This is a genomic window from Faecalibacter sp. (genome assembly GCF_057177045.1).
On sequence record NZ_CM169987.1, the window covers coordinates 1,450,511 to 1,468,398 of the forward strand.

Annotated in this window: 16 protein-coding genes; 14 read left to right on the forward strand and 2 right to left on the reverse strand. The window is 32.4% G+C overall.

The annotated features are described in order from the left end of the window. The first annotated feature begins 104 nt into the window (after positions 1 to 104). The 14 genes from AC1QSP_RS06630 (at position 105) to AC1QSP_RS06695 (ending at position 14,944) form a co-directional block, all read left to right on the forward strand. Positions 105 to 2,693: a putative LPS assembly protein LptD gene (locus AC1QSP_RS06630; RefSeq protein WP_484080322.1), complete on the forward strand. Its 2,589-nt coding sequence runs from the start codon at positions 105 to 107 to the stop codon at positions 2,691 to 2,693. Between the two features lie 14 nt (positions 2,694 to 2,707). Continuing rightward, a complete protein-coding gene (locus AC1QSP_RS06635; RefSeq protein WP_484080323.1) occupies positions 2,708 to 3,091 on the forward strand; it encodes a RidA family protein in 384 nt (127 codons plus the stop codon). A gap of 17 nt (positions 3,092 to 3,108) precedes the next feature. Beyond that, the gene (locus AC1QSP_RS06640) at positions 3,109 to 3,588 is read left to right on the forward strand and encodes a hypothetical protein (RefSeq protein ID WP_484080324.1); all 480 of its coding nucleotides are present in this window, start codon (positions 3,109 to 3,111) and stop codon (positions 3,586 to 3,588) included. 10 nt (positions 3,589 to 3,598) lie between these two features. After that, complete coding sequence (pdxA, locus tag AC1QSP_RS06645; RefSeq protein ID WP_484080325.1) at positions 3,599 to 4,672, forward strand: 4-hydroxythreonine-4-phosphate dehydrogenase PdxA; 1,074 nt, start codon at positions 3,599 to 3,601, stop codon at positions 4,670 to 4,672. A 73-nt stretch (positions 4,673 to 4,745) separates the two neighbouring features. After that, positions 4,746 to 5,318, forward strand: a complete 573-nt coding sequence (locus AC1QSP_RS06650) for a YceD family protein (protein WP_484080326.1) — start codon at positions 4,746 to 4,748, stop codon at positions 5,316 to 5,318. A 49-nt stretch (positions 5,319 to 5,367) separates the two neighbouring features. Then, positions 5,368 to 5,565 (forward strand): 50S ribosomal protein L32, encoded by a 198-nt coding sequence (gene rpmF, locus AC1QSP_RS06655; RefSeq protein ID WP_019975824.1) that lies wholly within the window; start codon positions 5,368 to 5,370, stop codon positions 5,563 to 5,565. 126 nt (positions 5,566 to 5,691) lie between these two features. Continuing rightward, positions 5,692 to 6,174: an acetyl-CoA carboxylase biotin carboxyl carrier protein gene (gene accB, locus AC1QSP_RS06660; RefSeq protein WP_322969079.1), complete on the forward strand. Its 483-nt coding sequence runs from the start codon at positions 5,692 to 5,694 to the stop codon at positions 6,172 to 6,174. Between the two features lie 22 nt (positions 6,175 to 6,196). Beyond that, positions 6,197 to 7,555, forward strand: coding sequence for an acetyl-CoA carboxylase biotin carboxylase subunit (gene accC / locus AC1QSP_RS06665; RefSeq protein WP_484080327.1), 1,359 nt, complete (start codon positions 6,197 to 6,199; stop codon positions 7,553 to 7,555). Between the two features lie 197 nt (positions 7,556 to 7,752). Then, on the forward strand, positions 7,753 to 9,075 hold the full coding sequence (tig, locus tag AC1QSP_RS06670; RefSeq protein ID WP_484080328.1) for a trigger factor: 1,323 nt from the start codon (positions 7,753 to 7,755) through the stop codon (positions 9,073 to 9,075). A gap of 46 nt (positions 9,076 to 9,121) precedes the next feature. Then, on the forward strand, positions 9,122 to 9,787 hold the full coding sequence (gene clpP / locus AC1QSP_RS06675; protein WP_322969076.1) for an ATP-dependent Clp endopeptidase proteolytic subunit ClpP: 666 nt from the start codon (positions 9,122 to 9,124) through the stop codon (positions 9,785 to 9,787). Between the two features lie 145 nt (positions 9,788 to 9,932). Then, positions 9,933 to 11,087: an ATP-dependent Clp protease ATP-binding subunit ClpX gene (gene clpX, locus AC1QSP_RS06680; protein ID WP_322969075.1), complete on the forward strand. Its 1,155-nt coding sequence runs from the start codon at positions 9,933 to 9,935 to the stop codon at positions 11,085 to 11,087. An 87-nt stretch (positions 11,088 to 11,174) separates the two neighbouring features. Continuing rightward, entirely contained in the window at positions 11,175 to 13,328 is a 2,154-nt protein-coding gene (locus AC1QSP_RS06685; RefSeq protein WP_484080329.1) for a T9SS type A sorting domain-containing protein, read from the forward strand. 8 nt (positions 13,329 to 13,336) lie between these two features. After that, positions 13,337 to 13,588 (forward strand): hypothetical protein, encoded by a 252-nt coding sequence (locus AC1QSP_RS06690; RefSeq protein WP_484080330.1) that lies wholly within the window; start codon positions 13,337 to 13,339, stop codon positions 13,586 to 13,588. A 54-nt stretch (positions 13,589 to 13,642) separates the two neighbouring features. Next, on the forward strand, positions 13,643 to 14,944 hold the full coding sequence (locus AC1QSP_RS06695) for a redoxin family protein (protein WP_484080331.1): 1,302 nt from the start codon (positions 13,643 to 13,645) through the stop codon (positions 14,942 to 14,944). A 27-nt stretch (positions 14,945 to 14,971) separates the two neighbouring features. Here AC1QSP_RS06695 and AC1QSP_RS06700 read toward each other — a convergent pair whose 3' ends face one another. Both AC1QSP_RS06700 and AC1QSP_RS06705 read right to left on the reverse strand, forming a co-directional pair. After that, positions 14,972 to 16,333 (reverse strand): exonuclease domain-containing protein, encoded by a 1,362-nt coding sequence (locus AC1QSP_RS06700; protein ID WP_484080332.1) that lies wholly within the window; start codon positions 16,331 to 16,333, stop codon positions 14,972 to 14,974. Between the two features lie 9 nt (positions 16,334 to 16,342). Beyond that, on the reverse strand, positions 16,343 to 17,875 hold the full coding sequence (locus tag AC1QSP_RS06705; protein WP_484080333.1) for a helicase HerA-like domain-containing protein: 1,533 nt from the start codon (positions 17,873 to 17,875) through the stop codon (positions 16,343 to 16,345). Positions 17,876 to 17,888 lie beyond the last annotated feature (13 nt).

A 17,888-nucleotide genomic window follows, 5' to 3' on the forward strand; every position in this document is an offset into this window, starting at 1 on the left:
TTATAGGATTGATTTTTTGATTAATTTTGACGCAATTTATAAAAAATAAGTTTTTCAATTTGTTTACAAACGCATTAAAATCCATATTATTTTTTAGTCCGGCCATGATATGTACGATATCTTTTGGTCAAATTAATAAAAATAATACAAATCCCGACGACTCTAAAGAAGCGAATGATACGATCAAATTAGAGAAGATTATTCCTGTAAAAGAGAAGCTCGATTATATAGTGGATAGAGAGTCTGAAGACGAAAGACACGACCTTAAAAAACGTAAATCATATTTTATGCGAAACGCTCGTGTAACGTATGGTGATATGTCTATATATGCCGATTATATTGAACTTGATTGGTCGAGTGGTGATGTATATGCCGAAGGAAAAAGAGATTCCATTGGTCAGATTACTGAACCCACAAAATTCGTTCAAGGGCAACAAGAATTTACACAAGATGCTTTTAAAGTTAATTTCAAAACCAAAGTAGGGATAGCCTATAATGTGAGAATTACAGAAGGTGAAGGAGTTATAATTGCCGATCGTGTAAAGCGTGTAAATGATTCGATCATGTTATTGCGTCGAGCAGAATATACGACAGACGAATACTTTAAAGATGGGAAGACATTAGACCGAGATTATTTTATTCGAACTTCTCCAGGAAAATTAATCGATAAAGGAGAAAATAAAACATTGATTGCGGGACCAACACAAATGTATATTTATGATGTACCTACACCATTGGTGGCACCATTTGCGTACATCCCATTAGGTTCTAAACGATCTGCAGGAATTTTAATGCCGAGTTTTTCAGAACGTCGAAATTTAGGATTTGCGATTGAAAAATTAGGATTTTACTTACCCGTCGGAGAATATTTTGATGTAACACTTTCAACCGATATTTATACAAAAGGGAGTTGGGGTGTACGTGCTGAAAGTAATTATAAGAAGAATTATAAATATTCAGGCTCATTTAATGCCAATTTTGAAAATCGAATTACGGGTATTAAAGGATTACAAACAGGAAATAATGCGTACAACAAATCAAACCTTTATGGTGTAAGTTGGAGACACACTCAAGACCCGAAATCAAATCCATATACTCAGTTTAATGCTAATGTAAATTTTACAAGTTCACGTTATTATCAAAACTCGATTAGTAATCAGTATGTACAAAATAATCAGGTGTACAATAATAACATCAACTCATCGATAACATTAAATAAGAAATTCAGAGATTCTCCATTTTCTGCTACATTAAGTTTAGGTCACTCTCAAAACTTAAATCCTACTGTTGTAGAAGGAATCAAAGACGATAGTAGCATTAAAAATATTACATTGACAGCTCCTCGTTTTAACCTTAATATGACCAGAATTTACCCTTTTGCTCCAAAAGCAGGTGCTAAAAAAGGATTAATTCAAAATCTTGGGGTTGACTACACAATGCAGGCTGCTAATGAAATTCGTACCAATGATGAAAATTTCTTCACAAAAGCCATGTGGAAAGATGACTCACGTATTGGTGCGTCGCATCGTATGAATTTATCGACTGCTGTCACGTTAGGGAATTATTTCCCTTTAAGTTTAACGTCGACATATAATGAAAACTGGACTGACCATCGCATCGAAAAAACATTTAATCCTCGAAATAGTATTGTTACAGAACAGAAAATCAAAGGATTTAATTCATATCGAACATTCAACTTAAATGCGAGTATTTCGACAAACATTTATGGTACCTTTTTAAATTCAAATAAAGAAGCTAAAATTCAAGGGATTCGCCACGTGTTAAGCCCTATGATTGGATATTCTTTTAATCCCGATTTTAGAAATGAAGGATGGGGCTATTATAAATCGTATGAAGGTGCAAATATGGAGCAGATTTGGTACAATCAATTTGAACAAGCTTTATACGGAGTTAGCATTCCTACATTAACGAATAGTATTAACTTTAATTTATTAAACAATTTAGAAGTTAAAGTTAGAGATGATAATGATCCTAAAGGTGTAAAAAAAATAAAGATTTTCGAGTCTTTACGTTTTAGTACTGCTTATAATTTTTCTGCTGAAGAATTTAAGTTATCACCTATTAATATGAATGGTAATACGACTTTATTTGATCGTAAAATTAATATTCAATTTGCCGGTTCGTTTAATCCATATAAAATTGAAACGGACGAATTGACGAATACCCGTAGGCGTGTAGACAAACTTGGAATGCCTCAATTGACTAATTTTAATATTGGTACAGGATATACATTTGATAATAATACGTTTAACGGAAAGAAATTTGAACCAAAAGATTACGATAAACGAGGTAGTATAAGGGATGAGAATTTTTATTTCGATAAAGATAATTACGCACGTTTTGCAATTCCATGGAGTTTAACTACATCATTAACGTATACGTATACTAAAGATACTCGACCAGAGGCTTTACATACCGGATCGATTATGATGAATGGTAAGATAAAACCAACACCTTATTGGGATATTTCTGTATCATCCAATTATGATTTTATTAATAATGAAATCACAATGGTTAACTTTGGATTTGAACGTGATTTACGAAGCTTTAAACTTTCATTTAACTGGAATCCTATTGGACGTTATAGTTATTATAATTTCTTTATTGGAATTAAAGCTTCTATATTACAAGATTTACAATATAAAGACCGTTCACGAAACATTAGATTTTAAAAACTCACTATAAAATGAAAAAAGAAATTATTTACACAGACAAAGCACCTGAAGCTATTGGACCGTATTCACAAGGCGTAAAATATAATGGATTTGTATACACATCAGGTCAAATTCCATTTGATGTAGAAAAAGGAGCTTTAGTTACTTCAGGAATTCAAGACGAGGTTCACCAAGTCATGAAGAATGTCAAATCAATTTTGGAAGCTGCTGGAACAACTACAGACAACATCGTAAAAGCAACCATCTTCTTAAAAGATTTAAATGATTTTACAGCTGTTAATGAAGTTTATGCATCATACTTTAATGACACAAATTTCCCTGCCCGCGAATGCGTTGAAGTTGCACGTTTACCACGAGATGTAAATGTTGAAATTTCAGTAATTGCCATTGCATAAGGCACTAAATATTATCTATGTTAAAAGACAAAACTGTATTAAGAAATGTCATCGCTGTGCTATTAGGGCTTAGCGTTGTATATCTTATCGTCAATTTAGGAATTACACTTAATGCTGACCGTTTAGGTTGGTACGATGATGAAGTTTTTCCTGAATGGAGACATATCATTAAATATTTCACCAAAGGTGAAGGAAAAATCTACCAAGTGGATTTCTTCGGTTTAATGCTTCTTACTTCTGGTATAGCAGCACTATGTGGAGGAATCGTAACTGCAATTTTAGTTAAAAGAGCCAAGCAAGCTTATGCCATGTTAATTGGTTTTATATTGCTGTTAGTTGCATTTGGAGATGTTATCTTTACTCCTAATCATCCTACATGGTATGAAATTGCAATTTGTCCTGTGTTATTTTTATTCTCATGGATTGGTGGATTAATTATTGATATTATTTACAAGAAGTTTTTTAAGAAACAAAAACCATCATCACAATCTTATTAAAAATAAAATTATGTCTGAGAAAGATAAAAAAATAAGAGTAGCCATTTCTATTGGTGATTTTAATGGGATTGGAATTGAAGTCATTTTAAAGACTTTAAAAGAAAAAGAAATTACAGAGTTTTTTACACCTGTTATTTTTGGTTCAACCAAATTATTATCTCATCAAAAAGATAAACTGAAATTAGATAAAATTAGTTTCCAAGGAATACATGATGCCAGCCAAATTGTGGATGGCAAAATTAATGTTGTTAATCTTTGGAAAGATCAAATCGAAGTTCAGTTCGGTAAAGTAACAAAATCAGCAGGCGAACATGCCTTTCAATCATTAAATGCCGCTGCACAAGCAGTAGTCGATGGGTATGCTGATGTATTAGTGACAGCACCTATTAACAAGGATAATATTCAATCCGAAGAATTTAAATTTCCTGGACATACCGAATATTTAGGTGAAGTTTGGGGAGGAGCTCCATTAATGTTTATGGTTTCAGAGAAGATTAAAGTAGGTTTAGTCACTCAACATGTTCCTATTTCTAAAGTTGCTCAAGGAATTAATAAAAAATCAGTTTATACTAAAATTCAACAAATTCATAAAAGTTTAGTTGAAGACTATACGATTGAACGACCTAAAATTGCAGTCTTAGGACTTAATCCTCATGCTGGGGATAATGGATTACTTGGTTCAGAAGAACAAGATATTATTTTACCTGCAATTGAGAGATGCCAGAAAGAGGATAAAATTGTTTATGGACCATATTCAGCAGATAGTTTCTTTACAGATCAAAATCTTGAAGCATTTGATGCCGTATTAGCCATGTATCACGATCAAGGACTAATCCCATTCAAGACAATTGCATTTGATGAAGGGGTGAATTACACTGCAGGATTAAAATATGTCAGAACTTCTCCAGACCATGGAGTCGCTTATGACATTGCAGGAAAAGGGATTGCCAATGAGGAATCGTTTAAAGAAGCTGTTTTTCTTGCAATCGAATTACACAAAAACAGGTTAGATTATGCTGAATTAACACAAAATGTTTTACAGCATATCCCTCTAAAATTAGAAAAAGGAGATAATAAAGAATAAAAAATTAAAATAACTCGACCAAGAGCTATTTATTTTAAATAAAATACATTATCTTTGCAAACCTTTTCGTGGTATGGATAAATTAAAAAATTACACAATCGTATTTTCTGGATTACCTTATGGTGTTACAGATTTTGATTACGAAATATCACAGTCGTTCTTTGATTTATTCGGGATTGAGGCTGATTTTGAGAATGCTAACATCAAAATTGATGTAGAATTCGAGAAAAAATCAAGCATGTTAGAATTATTTTTCCGCATCAATGGTACAATAGAAGTACCTTGTGATGTCACTGGAGAAAAATTTGATCAAAAAATTTCGAATGAAGCAAAATTAATTGTTAAATTTGGCGACGAATATGATGATACAGATGCTGAAATCTGGATTATCCCTCGTGATGAATACGAATTAAATATTGCGCAAATCATTTACGAATTGATTATGACTGCGTTACCTGTAAAACGAATTCATCCCGATGTCATCAGCGGAAATGTTGATCCAAAATATCTTGAATTATTAGATGAATATAGCATCTATGATTTAGATGAAATCAACACTGAAGATGATGACAATGACGAAAACGATGATGACGATGATTCAGATATCGATCCTCGTTGGGCAAAATTAAAAGATTTAAAACCATAGGGTTTTTAGTAATAATATAGAAATAAAGAAAAAAACAAAGTAGTTAGATATGGCACATCCTAAGAGAAGACAGTCGTCAACAAGAAGAGATAAACGTAGAACACACTACAAAATCGAAGCTCCACAATTAGCTATCGATAAAACTACAGGTGAAGCTCACTTATACCACAGAGCTCACTGGTCTGACGGAAAATTATACTACAAAGGAAAAGTAGTATTAGAAAAAGTACAAGAAGTTACTGAATAATATAGTCTTACAAAGATTTTAAAGCTGTTTCTCCATAAAAGAAGCAGCTTTTTTATTTTTTTTAATACCTTTGGTAACTGAAAACAAAAACGACACTCAAAAGGTCGAATTTAAAAACCGCATTATATGGATATTAAAGACATTCAAAATTTAATCAGATTTGTCTCTAAAGCAGAAGTTGCCGAGGTTAGTATTAAACAAGAAGACATTGAAATCAAAATCAAAACGTTACACAGTGTTTCTAACCAGCCTGCTGCACAAACTTACTACGTGCCACAAACTGCACAAGTACCTGTAGCACCTACTGCTGCTCCTTCTACTCCAGTTGCTCCTGAAGCCGCTGCTCCTTCAGCAGATGAGAACAGCAATTACATTACTGTAAAATCTCCAATGATTGGTACATTCTACCGCGCATCTGGACCAGGAAAAGATGCTTTCGTAAGTGTTGGTGATACTATCGCTCCAGGTAAAGTATTATGTATCGTAGAGGCCATGAAATTATTTAACGAAATTGAATCTGAAGTTTCTGGTAAAATCGTTAAAATCTTAGTTGACGATGCTACGCCAGTAGAATACGATCAGCCATTATTCTTAGTAGACCCATCTTAATTAATCATCTAAATATTTAGCTATGTTCAAAAAGATATTAATAGCAAATAGAGGAGAAATTGCTATGCGAGTTATTCGTACAGCAAAAGAAATGGGTATTAAAACAGTTGCAGTATACTCTAAGGCAGATGAAACATCGTTACACGTACGTTTCGCTGATGAGGCTGTGTGTATTGGACCAGCGCAAAGTAAAGATTCTTACTTAAAAATGGCTAATATCATCGCTGCTGCTGAAATCACAGATGCAGATGCAATTCACCCGGGTTACGGTTTCTTATCAGAAAACGCAACTTTCTCTAAAATCTGTCAATCTAACGGAATCAAATTTATTGGAGCTGCACCAGAACATATCGACCGAATGGGAGATAAATCTAATGCAAAGGCGACAATGAAAGAAGCTGGAGTTCCTGTTGTACCAGGATCAGAAGGTTTATTAGATAGCTACGAACAAGCCTTAGAAATTGCAAAGGAAATTAAATTTCCTGTTATGTTAAAAGCTACTGCCGGTGGTGGTGGTAAAGGTATGCGTGCTGTTTGGAAAGAAGAAGATTTATTACACGCTTGGGAGTCTGCTCGTCAAGAAGCTGCTGCAGCCTTCGGAAACGACGGTATGTACATGGAAAAATTAATCGAGGAACCTCGCCATGTCGAAATCCAAGTTGCTGGAGATAAATTCGGAAAAGCTTGCCATTTATCAGAACGTGATTGTTCGATCCAACGTCGTAATCAAAAATTAGTAGAAGAAACTCCATCTCCTATTATGACAGATGAATTACGCGAAAAAATGGGGCAAGCTGCTGTTAAAGCTGCTGAATACATCGGATACGAAGGAGTTGGTACAATTGAGTTCTTAGTAGACAAGCATGGTGATTTCTATTTCATGGAGATGAATACTCGTATCCAAGTAGAACACCCAATCACTGAGCAAGTAACAGGTTTCGATTTAGTTCGTGAACAAATCATGTTAGCGGACGGTGAACCTATTTCAGGTAAAAACTACTACCCTCAGATGCACTCTATCGAGTGTCGTATCAATGCAGAGGATCCTTACAATGACTTCCGTCCTTCTCCAGGTAAAATCACTTCGATTAATATCCCTGGTGGAAATGGAGTTCGTGTAGATACACATGTATACGCAGGTTACACAATTCCTCCTCACTACGATTCTATGATTGCAAAATTAATCACGACTGCACAAACTCGTGAAGAAGCAATTCAGAAAATGAAGCGTGCATTAGGAGAATTTTATATCGAAGGAATCAAAACAACAATCCCATTCCACTTACAATTGATGGATGATCCAGATTTTATTGCTGGAAATTACACAACAAAGTTTATGGAAGATTTCAAATTAGATCCTTCATATGCCGATATGGATTAAAGAATAAATCTATTAATACTATAAGTTCGATAACTTCGGTTGTCGAACTTTTTTTATGTTCAAAAATGAGCGATTATCAATTTGACAGAATTAAGGTTTAAAATCATAAAAATATCCTAATTAATCCCTTGTAATTTACGGATAAAGCTTTACTATTAATATAAATTTTGTACATTTGCAAACCAAATTTTAGGTAGATGAATATTACTAGAAATACAACAGACAACTTAACTTCAGTAATTACAATTACTGTTAACAAAAACGATTATCAAGAAAAAGTAGATAACGTATTAAACCAATACAGAAAAACTGCTAACATCAAAGGTTTCCGTAAAGGACAAGTACCTATGAGTTTTGTAAAAAAACAATATGGACAAGCAGTTGTATTTGATACTGTAAACGAATTATTACAAAAATCAGTTACTGAATACATCAACGAAGAAAAATTATCAATCTTAGGAAACCCAATTCCTGTTATCAAAGATGCGATTGATTGGGATGCTGAAGAATTAACTTTTGATTTCGAAATTGGTTTAGCTCCAGAATTTGATGTTGATTTATCTAAAATTGAAGTTGAGTCATACAAAGTAAAAGTTGAAGACGAAGAAGTTCAAAAATATGTTGATAACTTCTCTCAACGTTTTGGTTCTTTAAAATCTTTAGAGGCTGCTGAAGAAGGTGCAATCTTAAAAGTAGACCAAGCAGTAAACGGAGAAGAAGCGAAAGCATCTTTCATTCGTATTGAAGATTTAAAAGACGCTTCTGCTTTTATCGGTAAAAAAGTAGGTGATGTAATTGAAGTAAACTCAAAAGATATTTACGATACAGCTGAAGAAGCTACTCAAAATTTAGGAACTGAAGTTTCTGAGGAAGGAGTTAATGTAACAATTACAATCAAAGAAATTAATACAGTTGCTAAAGCTGAGATTAACCAAGAATTATTTGATAAAGTATACGGTGAAGGAGCAGTTGATTCTGAAGAAGCTTTCCGTAACAAAATCAAAGAAGAATCTGAAAATATGTACAACAAAGAAGCTGATAAACAAATTATCAATGACGTTGTAACAGGTTTATTAGAAAACACTTCATTTGAGTTACCTAAAGAGTTCTTAACAAAATGGTTAACTTTCTCTAACGAGCAAATCACAACGGAAGAGCAAGCGGCTGAAGAATTAGCGAAAATGGAAAAATCTTTACGTTACCAATTAATTGAAGCTAAAATTGCTGAAGTTAATAACGTAGAGGTAAATGCAGAAGAAGTTAAAGCTGCTGCAGAAGTTGCGATCAAAGAACAATTAAAAATGTACGGACAAACTTCTATTCCAGAAGAAAGCATGAACCAAATCATTGCTGGTGCATTATCTAACCAAGAAGAATACAACCGTTTATCTTACCAAGTATTCACAGATAAAATGTTAGCTATCTTCAAAGAAAACGTTAAATTAAACGAGAAAGAAGTGACATTTGACGAATTCGTAGAAATCATTACTGAAAAGAACAAAGAATTAGCAGAAGCTTAATCAATTTCTGAAAAAATTCTTTACCTTTCATTAAAATCTAACAAGAATGAAAAACGCTGGAGAAGAATTTAAAAAATACGCGTTATTAGATAAAGGAATTAGTAGCTTACATATGGAAAGCTACATCCAAGCTACAACGCCTTACATCGTTGAGGAGAGAAAATTAAACGTTGCACAAATGGACGTTTTCTCACGTTTAATGATGGATAGAATTATCTTTTTAGGAACTGCTATTGATGATCAAATTGCGAACATCATTCAAGCACAATTGTTATTCTTAGAAAGTGTTGATTCTACAAAAGATATCCAAATTTATGTTAACTCTCCAGGAGGAGGTGTTTACGCAGGTTTAGGTATCTATGATACCATGCAATTAATCAAACCAGATGTTGCTACAATTTGTACAGGAATGGCTGCTTCAATGGGAGCAGTTTTATTAAGTGCAGGTGCAGCTGGTAAACGTTCCGCTTTAAAACATTCTCGCGTGATGATTCACCAACCATTAGGTGGTGCACAAGGACAAGCGACTGATATGGAAATTACTTTAAAAGAAATTTTAAAGTTAAAGAAAGAGTTATACGATATTCTTTCTCATCATTCAGGACAAACGTTTGAGCAAATTGAAAAAGATGGAGAACGTGATTATTGGATGACATCACAAGAAGCAAAAGAATATGGAATGATTGACGAAGTTTTATTACCTCGTGGATAATCCATTTTGCAATAATATAAAGGCTACTCTATGAGTAGCCTTTTTTATTGATTAAAAATTAGGATTAAAATATTAAATTCTAAATATCTATGGTAGGAATTTAAATTTTTAAGTAAATTTGCAAATTGTATAAACAAGGTAAAAATTGGAAGAAAATAAATGTTCATTCTGTGGAAAAAGCAGAAATGATGTAAATATTTTAGTATCTGGTGTAGAGGGTAACATTTGTGATAATTGTATTGAACAAGCACATGGTATCGTTCTTGAGGAGAAAAAATTTAACACTGATAATGAATTAGTTCAGCCTCTTGCTTTAAAATCACCGAAAGAAATTAAAGAGTTCTTAGATGATTACGTTATTGGACAAGATCAGGCGAAGAAAATTCTTTCTGTAGCTGTATATAATCATTATAAAAGAATTTTACACGAATCTAAATCAAAAAGTGAGGTAGAAATTGATAAGTCAAACGTTATCTTAGTTGGAGAAACAGGTAGTGGTAAAACGTTATTAGCAAAAACAATTGCTAAATTATTAAATGTTCCATTTGCTATTGTTGATGCTACTGTTTTAACTGAAGCAGGTTATGTCGGTGAAGATGTTGAAAGTATTTTAACACGCTTATTACAAGCTGCAGATTATAATGTAGAACTTGCTGAGAAAGGGATTGTTTTTATCGACGAAGTAGATAAAATTGCACGCAAATCAGACAATCCATCAATTACGAGAGATGTATCAGGTGAAGGAGTACAACAGGCTCTGTTAAAAATACTAGAAGGTACCGTAGTTAATGTTCCACCTAAAGGAGGACGTAAACATCCCGATCAAAAATTTGTAGAAGTAAATACTAAAGATATTTTATTTATTGCGGGTGGTGCTTTTTCTGGAATTGAAAAACACATTGCTGATCGTTTAAACAAACATGTCATTGGTTTTAAAAACGAAGAAACCAAAGTCGTAGAAAATTTATTAGATGAAGTCAATTCAATGGATTTAAAGAATTTTGGTATTATTCCAGAATTAATTGGGCGTTTACCAATTATTACATTCTTAAAACCATTAGATAAAGAAGCCATGAAAGCCATTTTGACTGAGCCTAAAAATGCTTTGTTAAAACAATATCAAAAATTATTTGAATTAGACAATAAAGAATTAATAATAACTGAAGAAACAATCGATAAAATTGTGGACCGCGCAAACGAATTAGGATTAGGAGCTCGCGGACTAAGATCGGTTACTGAAGAATTATTTACAGATTTAATGTATAACATTAGCGAGTTACCAGAAAAAGTTGAAGTTTAAATAGCTGAATTTGTATATTTTAAATAAAACTTATTATATTTGCTATATCCTAAATGATTATTCAAAAACCTCTTAAACATTATTTATATGAAAAAGAATTTACTGACTTTATCTTTTCTTGCAGCAGCTGCATTTGCATTTGCGCAAGATACATATATAGGTGATAAAGCTGTTGTAAAAGTACAGCCGAACACATTATTCTACCATGGTGGAAACGTAAAATTAACGACTTCTACAGGTTCAGGTGCCCCTCTAACGGAAGTAGTGAAAAACCAAGGAAACATTAAAGTTCAAGGTCAATTTGAGAATACAATCAACAGCGCTAATGGTGCTGAATTTGTTAATATATGGACTGATGCTAATAATTTTGGTCAGTTAATTATTAATGAAACTTCAACTTCTACGGGTAAAGTTGCAATGGAGCGTAGCTTACCAAATGTGGAGGAAATTGATGAGTATATTATTGCACTTCCTTTCAACGCAACGGTTAAAGATGTATATGAATCTTTGACAAATTATACTTATCCTAGTAATGTTGACAACCCATTTATGGGAAATTGTGCTGTGAATACAATTTGTGATACTAGATATGAACAGTCTATTTTTGTGTGGGATAATCGTGAAACTGAATATGATGCTATTATTGAATCAGATGTTGTAAATCCTACAAGCCGTTATTTATTAAATACACGTGAGAATTCAACACTTAAACAAAAATTAGTTGAAATTAATAATGGTTTAGGTTCTAATACAAAAAAAATAGCTTTAAGTGGTACTCCAGCAAATCAAACAGTTTCTCTAAGTTTAAAAAGTGGTTTAAAGAACAATAGTCAAGCTTATGAGGATTTGACTTATGCTCAATGGAAAAACACATGGAATAATTATTCTGAAACCTATGATTCTTATTTAGGAAATCAAAACAATTCCACAGCAATCAATAATAATAAATTGTATGGAAAAAATTTACATCGACTTGCTAACCCATTTACTTCTAATTTGGATTTAAGTGATGTTTCAATTGAAAATACATGGATTAAGTTTAATACTCCAGCAGGTTTATTAGGACCGACTGAAGCATATTCTAGTACAATTCGATTCAGAGTATTTAAAACTGCTAACGATTTTAAAATTGTATGGAATCCAAATACTGGAAATACTTCTACAGGTATAGCGAATTCTACATTATTTAATGCATATTTGAATAAGAATACAAATAATGTAGACAAACCTTACTTTTGGACTGGAGCTCCTGAAGCTTTACTAATTAAACCTTATGAAACATTTTACGTTGACTATTATACAATAAGCCGTTCTACTAATGGTGATACACGTATTGTTGATGCAGAAATTACACTTGGAGATAAACAAAAAACATTTAATCAACAATATTTACCAATTGTAGATCAAACTACTGGTCAAATTGGAGATATTACTTATGCACGTGGAGTTAATAATCTACAAAATAATTCGGTAGCAACACTTTTAGCTGATGAATCATTGAAAGCTAAAGGATTAGTTACAGATTTTGACTTTACTCAGCTGGAAGTATATCTAAGTCAAAATTCAACTATACAAGGGAGTGCAGCATATTTATTGAATGCTAACTTTATGAATACAGGAATTGATACTTCGAATAAAACTACTGAAAATCCAATTTTCTTTTACGAAGAAACTACTGAAGGAAATGTTTTAGTAAATGCAGAAACTATATCTAATACATTTAATTCTGAAGATTATATTGGTAAACCTTTACGTTTAGGATTTAAAAATTTAACAGCTGGAAATCAATACCAAGTGAATATAAATCTTTATGAATATTCAATATTAAATAAAGTAAATAGCTTAAACTTAGGACGCTATTATTTATTAGACAAATTAACTAATACAGTAACTGAAATTAATGCGTTAACACAAATTAATTTTGTGGCTGATGAAAATGTAAATGACCGTTTTGAATTTTATTGGAATGAATCACCTAGAACTTTATCTACTGATGATATCGTAAAAAATACAACGTATATTTATAAAGATCAAGCTGCTCAATATGTCCGTTTCGAAAATTCAAATTCAACTGCTACAGTTGAAATCTTTGATATTACGGGACGTTCTATTCAAAAAAATACAAATGTTAATACATCATCTGATTATAGATTAAATTTAACAAATGTACCTAATGTGTATGTCGTTGTTATAACGTACAAAGATGGTAAAGTGGTAACGAAAAAAACGATTAATAAATAACCTAACATATGAAACCATTCTATAAATTTTTAACGATAATAGCTCTATTTACCTTACCACTAAACACCGTTTATGCTGATTGTCTTCCTGATGACCCAGATTGTACAGGTACAGGTGATTTGCCACAACCAGGAGAGGGAACCGGAGCATATTCTCCAGCAACTCCTATTGACGAATATGCTGGGTTATTAATAATTGCTGGTGTAGTAGCAGCAGGAGTTATTTATTCCAACAAAGAAAAGATGATTCTTAAAAAATAAATAGTATTTTTAAACCTCAGTCTTACGACTGAGGTTTTTTAATTCTATAACTATATGAAAAAATACATATTCCTACCTTTATCAATTCTTGGAACGAGTTTATTTGCTCAATTCACAATTAATGGTCAAATTGATAATTACAACTCTAAACCTGTATTGGTTAAAATATTTGACAATGGTAATGCTAAAATCATCCAGAATGCTAAAACAGATCCGAATGGACATTTTGTAGCAAAAGTACCCGTTACTTACAATGGACTAATTAAATTAGAAATACCTGCAGGTGGTTCAATTAATATCCTTTCCGATAATGAAAACATTAAATTCAAAACGAGTTACGGTCAAAATATCCAACAAGATGTGCAAGTTTTAGAAGGAAAAACACAAATCGAATATAATGCTTTGCAAAAATTAGCACCCTTAAAAGATTTAAATACCAACTTATTACCACATCTAAAGAACGTATATCAACCTTCAGATGCATTTTATAAAGCCATAGAAGCGGAACAAGATCGTATCACAAAACTAACGCAGAATCAAACATTTAATTCTTCATTGGTAAAGTATATTAATGATTTAGAGTCTATTTTAAGCGAAACAAAAAATAATGCTACGATTACTAACGAAACGGCTAATAAAATTTTAGCTCATATTGAAAAAGATGATAATCGCTTAGAACATTCTGGAATGTTACAAGAATTAGTATATGCATACATTAATTATCAATTCACACAGAACCAAGGGAAGACTCCAGAAACTGTTGTTATGAGCGCTACTGAAGTTTTATTAGAAAAAGGAAATATTGAAACGGAAAGGGGACAAAATGTATTATCAACATTATTTTCTTTAATTCCAGAAAGTAATTTTGAAAATTTTCACTCGACATACAAATCAAAAGTAAATGCGCTAACATGTAAAGTCACTGATGATTTAAAATCTAAAGTAAAAAGTGAAACATTAAAAATTGGGAATAAAGCACCAGATATTAAATTTGAATCTGCCGTAAAAGGAAAGAAGAGCTTATACGATATCAAAGCGAATCAAAAATTAGTTGTTTTTTGGGCTTCATGGTGTCCGGCATGTAACAAAGAGATGCCATACATCAAAGAATACTATAATGAATTCAAGAAAAATGGAGGTGAAATTATTGCGATTTCTTTAGATTATGATCAAACTATGTTTAATGATGCAACAAAAGAATTGCCATGGTTTAATTACACCGATTTAATGCGTTGGGATTCACCTATCGCAGCATCATATCAAGTAGAAGCAACACCTACGATTTTCCTTTTAGATAAAGACAATAAAATTATCAACAAAGTTTCACATGTAAATGAATTAATTCAAACAAAATAGAAAAAAGCTTCCATATGGAAGCTTTTTTTATGAGATTACGATAATTTGATTTTCTTTCGCTTTAAATAAATAGTTTCGAATAATTGCTTTAATATCGGGTAATTCATCCGCAGGAGTCATTACACTCTTTATTCGCTCCATAGTATTGATCTGATGATGGAATTCATAATATCCATACCCCACAAAAACACCATTTTCAATTACGATAAACGATTTTTCGATACCTTCTCTTCCTTTACTTACAATCAAAAAATTATCACTTGGATAATTGGTCTTCTCAACAATACTTTTAATTCTTGCATTGTATTCATTCTTTGACTCCTTATCAATACACGCTCCTTTACACGTATTTACGGTATATCCAAAACATGATTCATGATCTTTTTCCCCTTTATTAATTTTTTGACAAAGCTGAAAATTGGTCATTATTTTCTCTAACTTTTTTTCCGCTTCTTCTTTCGTAATAAATGATAAAAAAGGGATCGTTTTACGACCTTTACCTATTTCAAACTTAGAATAAGTCGTTTTATTTTCTTTGAAATAGATTCCAAATTGATAAACGGATTTATTATGAATTGAGGGATTTAAAGCAGGTTTTATTTTTATTAATTCGTTAATGTATTTAATCGAGGCCAATAAATTACTTCCTGTTAACTCGAATTTTATATTTTTTGTATAACGTTTAATTCGATTATGACGAATTGATTTGGATGTAAAAATTTGATTGACGGATTGGGCAATATTGATGCTTTTACCAATGAAAATGATCTCCTTTCGTGAATTATAAAAATAAAATAATCCAGGTTTATTAGGTAAATTCTCAACTAATTTCTCATACTTATTATTCACTTTTTTCGGTGATTTGATTCCCGATTTTTTCGTGATAATTTTCTGATTATCTTTATCCATCAACATTTTAAACAATGCAATGGTCGCTCTAGCATCACCAGATGCACGATGACGATCCGTAACGACAATTCCTAATGAATCACATAACTTCCCAAGTGAATACGATGGCATTCCAGGAATTAATTGTTCGGCATATTCAAACGTATCAATCCATTCTCTCTCGTACGTATATCCCAAGCGATTAAATTCTTGATTTAACATACGATAATCAAAAGTTACGTTATGTCCTACTAATATGCAATCTTCGGTAATTTCTACAATTCGTTTTGCAACCTCATGAAATTTAGGGGCTGTACGAACCATTTTTTCTGAAATGTTTGTTAACTTCTGTACAAACGGATCTATCTTTTTTTCAGGATTAACTAAAGAAATAAATTGATCAACAATTTCTTCACCATCAAATTTATAAATCGCAATTTCTATGATTGATTCTTCACCAACCTTACCTCCTGTCGCTTCTATATCTAAAATTGCGTACACTTTAAAAATCTATTTTTTACCTTTCATTGCATTCATCAACAATTTCATTCCCCAATCAATTAATTTTCTTGTGGCTGTACGACCTACTTCACGAACCATTTTATTTTCTGTCCAATCTTTTTCTTTTGGTACTGTCGTTCGTCTTGTAGATGGTTTTGAAGGTTGTGATGCAACTTGTGCTTGTTCTTCTAATTTCTTTTGAAGCATTTCATTTGCAGAGTGTCGATCAATTGAATCTGCATATTTCTTTACCAATGAAGAATTATTAACGATTGATTCAATCTCCTCTGAAGTCAAAACATCCATTCTTGAATTGGGTGATCGCATAAACGTATAGGCCAAAGGTGTTGGTATTCCTTTTTCATCTAATGCGGTCACAAATGCTTCTCCGATCCCCAACTGAGTGATGACCTCATCTGCTTTATAATATTCCGTAATAGGATAATTTTCAACTGCCTTTTGAATTTGTTTACGATCTTTTGCCGTAAATCCTCTTAAAGCATGCTGTACTTTCAATCCTAACTGCCCTAAAACCCCATCGGGAACATCTCCTGGAACTTGCGTTACAAAAAATAATCCTACACCTTTTGATCGGATTAATTTTACAATGGTTTCTATTTGATTTAAAAGTGCTTTTGTGGCCTCTTTAAAAATCAAATGTGCTTCGTCAATAAAAATGACAAGTTTAGGACGGTCCGCATCACCTGCTTCTGGCAATTGCGAATAAATTTTATTCAATAAACTCAACATAAATGTTGAGAAAAGATTCGGATAATTCTGTAAATCGGTTAATCGAATTACATTTACAATCCCTTTACCGTCTCTCATTTGCATTAGATCATGAATATCAAAGCTTGGTTCTCCAAAAAACTTTGACGCTCCTTGTTGTTCTAATGCAACGATTTTACGTAATATAGCGCCTAATGATGCAGGTGCTATAGTTCCGTAATTCATATTTAATTCAGCCTTGCCTTCTTTAGAATCTGTTACATATTGTAATACTCTTCGAACATCTTCTAAATCAATTAATGGAAGTTTACGATCCTCACAGTATTTAAAAATGATCGAAATAATACTTTCTTGCGTTTCGTTTAATTCTAATATTTTACTGAATAGTATCGGTCCAAATTCAGTAACTGTTGCTCGTAACTGAACTCCTGGTTCTTCTGAAATGGATAATAATTCCGTTGGATTACCACTCGGTTGAAAAGGCAAATTTAGTAAATCGTGGCGTGATTTAATATTTTCATCATCAATTTTCCCAGCTGCTGCTATTCCAGACAAATCTCCTTTGATATCCATCACCAACGAAGGAACACCTTTTAATGATAATTGTTCAGCAATAATTTGTAATGATTTGGTTTTCCCCGTACCTGTAGCACCTGCTATCATTCCGTGACGGTTCAATGTTTTCAAAGCAATCGAGATTTCTGCTTCATCGACAACTTCTCCATTCAGCTTTGCCTTCCCTAATACAATTTTATCGTTTTTATAGTTGTAACGGGATTGTATTTCATTTACAAAAGCTTCTTTCTGAGACATATTGATAGTATTT

Bases quoted from the DNA above. Each gene is read 5' to 3' on its own strand.
- AC1QSP_RS06630 (WP_484080322.1), top strand. From the start codon at position 105: ATGATATGTACGATATCTTTTGGTCAAATTAATAAAAATAATACAAAT.
- AC1QSP_RS06635 (WP_484080323.1), top strand. From the start codon at position 2,708: ATGAAAAAAGAAATTATTTACACAGACAAAGCACCTGAAGCTATTGGA.
- AC1QSP_RS06640 (WP_484080324.1), top strand. From the start codon at position 3,109: ATGTTAAAAGACAAAACTGTATTAAGAAATGTCATCGCTGTGCTATTA.
- pdxA (WP_484080325.1), top strand. From the start codon at position 3,599: ATGTCTGAGAAAGATAAAAAAATAAGAGTAGCCATTTCTATTGGTGAT.
- AC1QSP_RS06650 (WP_484080326.1), top strand. From the start codon at position 4,746: ATGGATAAATTAAAAAATTACACAATCGTATTTTCTGGATTACCTTAT.
- rpmF (WP_019975824.1), top strand. From the start codon at position 5,368: ATGGCACATCCTAAGAGAAGACAGTCGTCAACAAGAAGAGATAAACGT.
- accB (WP_322969079.1), top strand. From the start codon at position 5,692: ATGGATATTAAAGACATTCAAAATTTAATCAGATTTGTCTCTAAAGCA.
- accC (WP_484080327.1), top strand. From the start codon at position 6,197: ATGTTCAAAAAGATATTAATAGCAAATAGAGGAGAAATTGCTATGCGA.
- tig (WP_484080328.1), top strand. From the start codon at position 7,753: ATGAATATTACTAGAAATACAACAGACAACTTAACTTCAGTAATTACA.
- clpP (WP_322969076.1), top strand. From the start codon at position 9,122: ATGAAAAACGCTGGAGAAGAATTTAAAAAATACGCGTTATTAGATAAA.
- AC1QSP_RS06685 (WP_484080329.1), top strand. From the start codon at position 11,175: ATGAAAAAGAATTTACTGACTTTATCTTTTCTTGCAGCAGCTGCATTT.
- AC1QSP_RS06690 (WP_484080330.1), top strand. From the start codon at position 13,337: ATGAAACCATTCTATAAATTTTTAACGATAATAGCTCTATTTACCTTA.
- AC1QSP_RS06695 (WP_484080331.1), top strand. From the start codon at position 13,643: ATGAAAAAATACATATTCCTACCTTTATCAATTCTTGGAACGAGTTTA.
- AC1QSP_RS06705 (WP_484080333.1), bottom strand. From the start codon at position 17,875: ATGTCTCAGAAAGAAGCTTTTGTAAATGAAATACAATCCCGTTACAAC.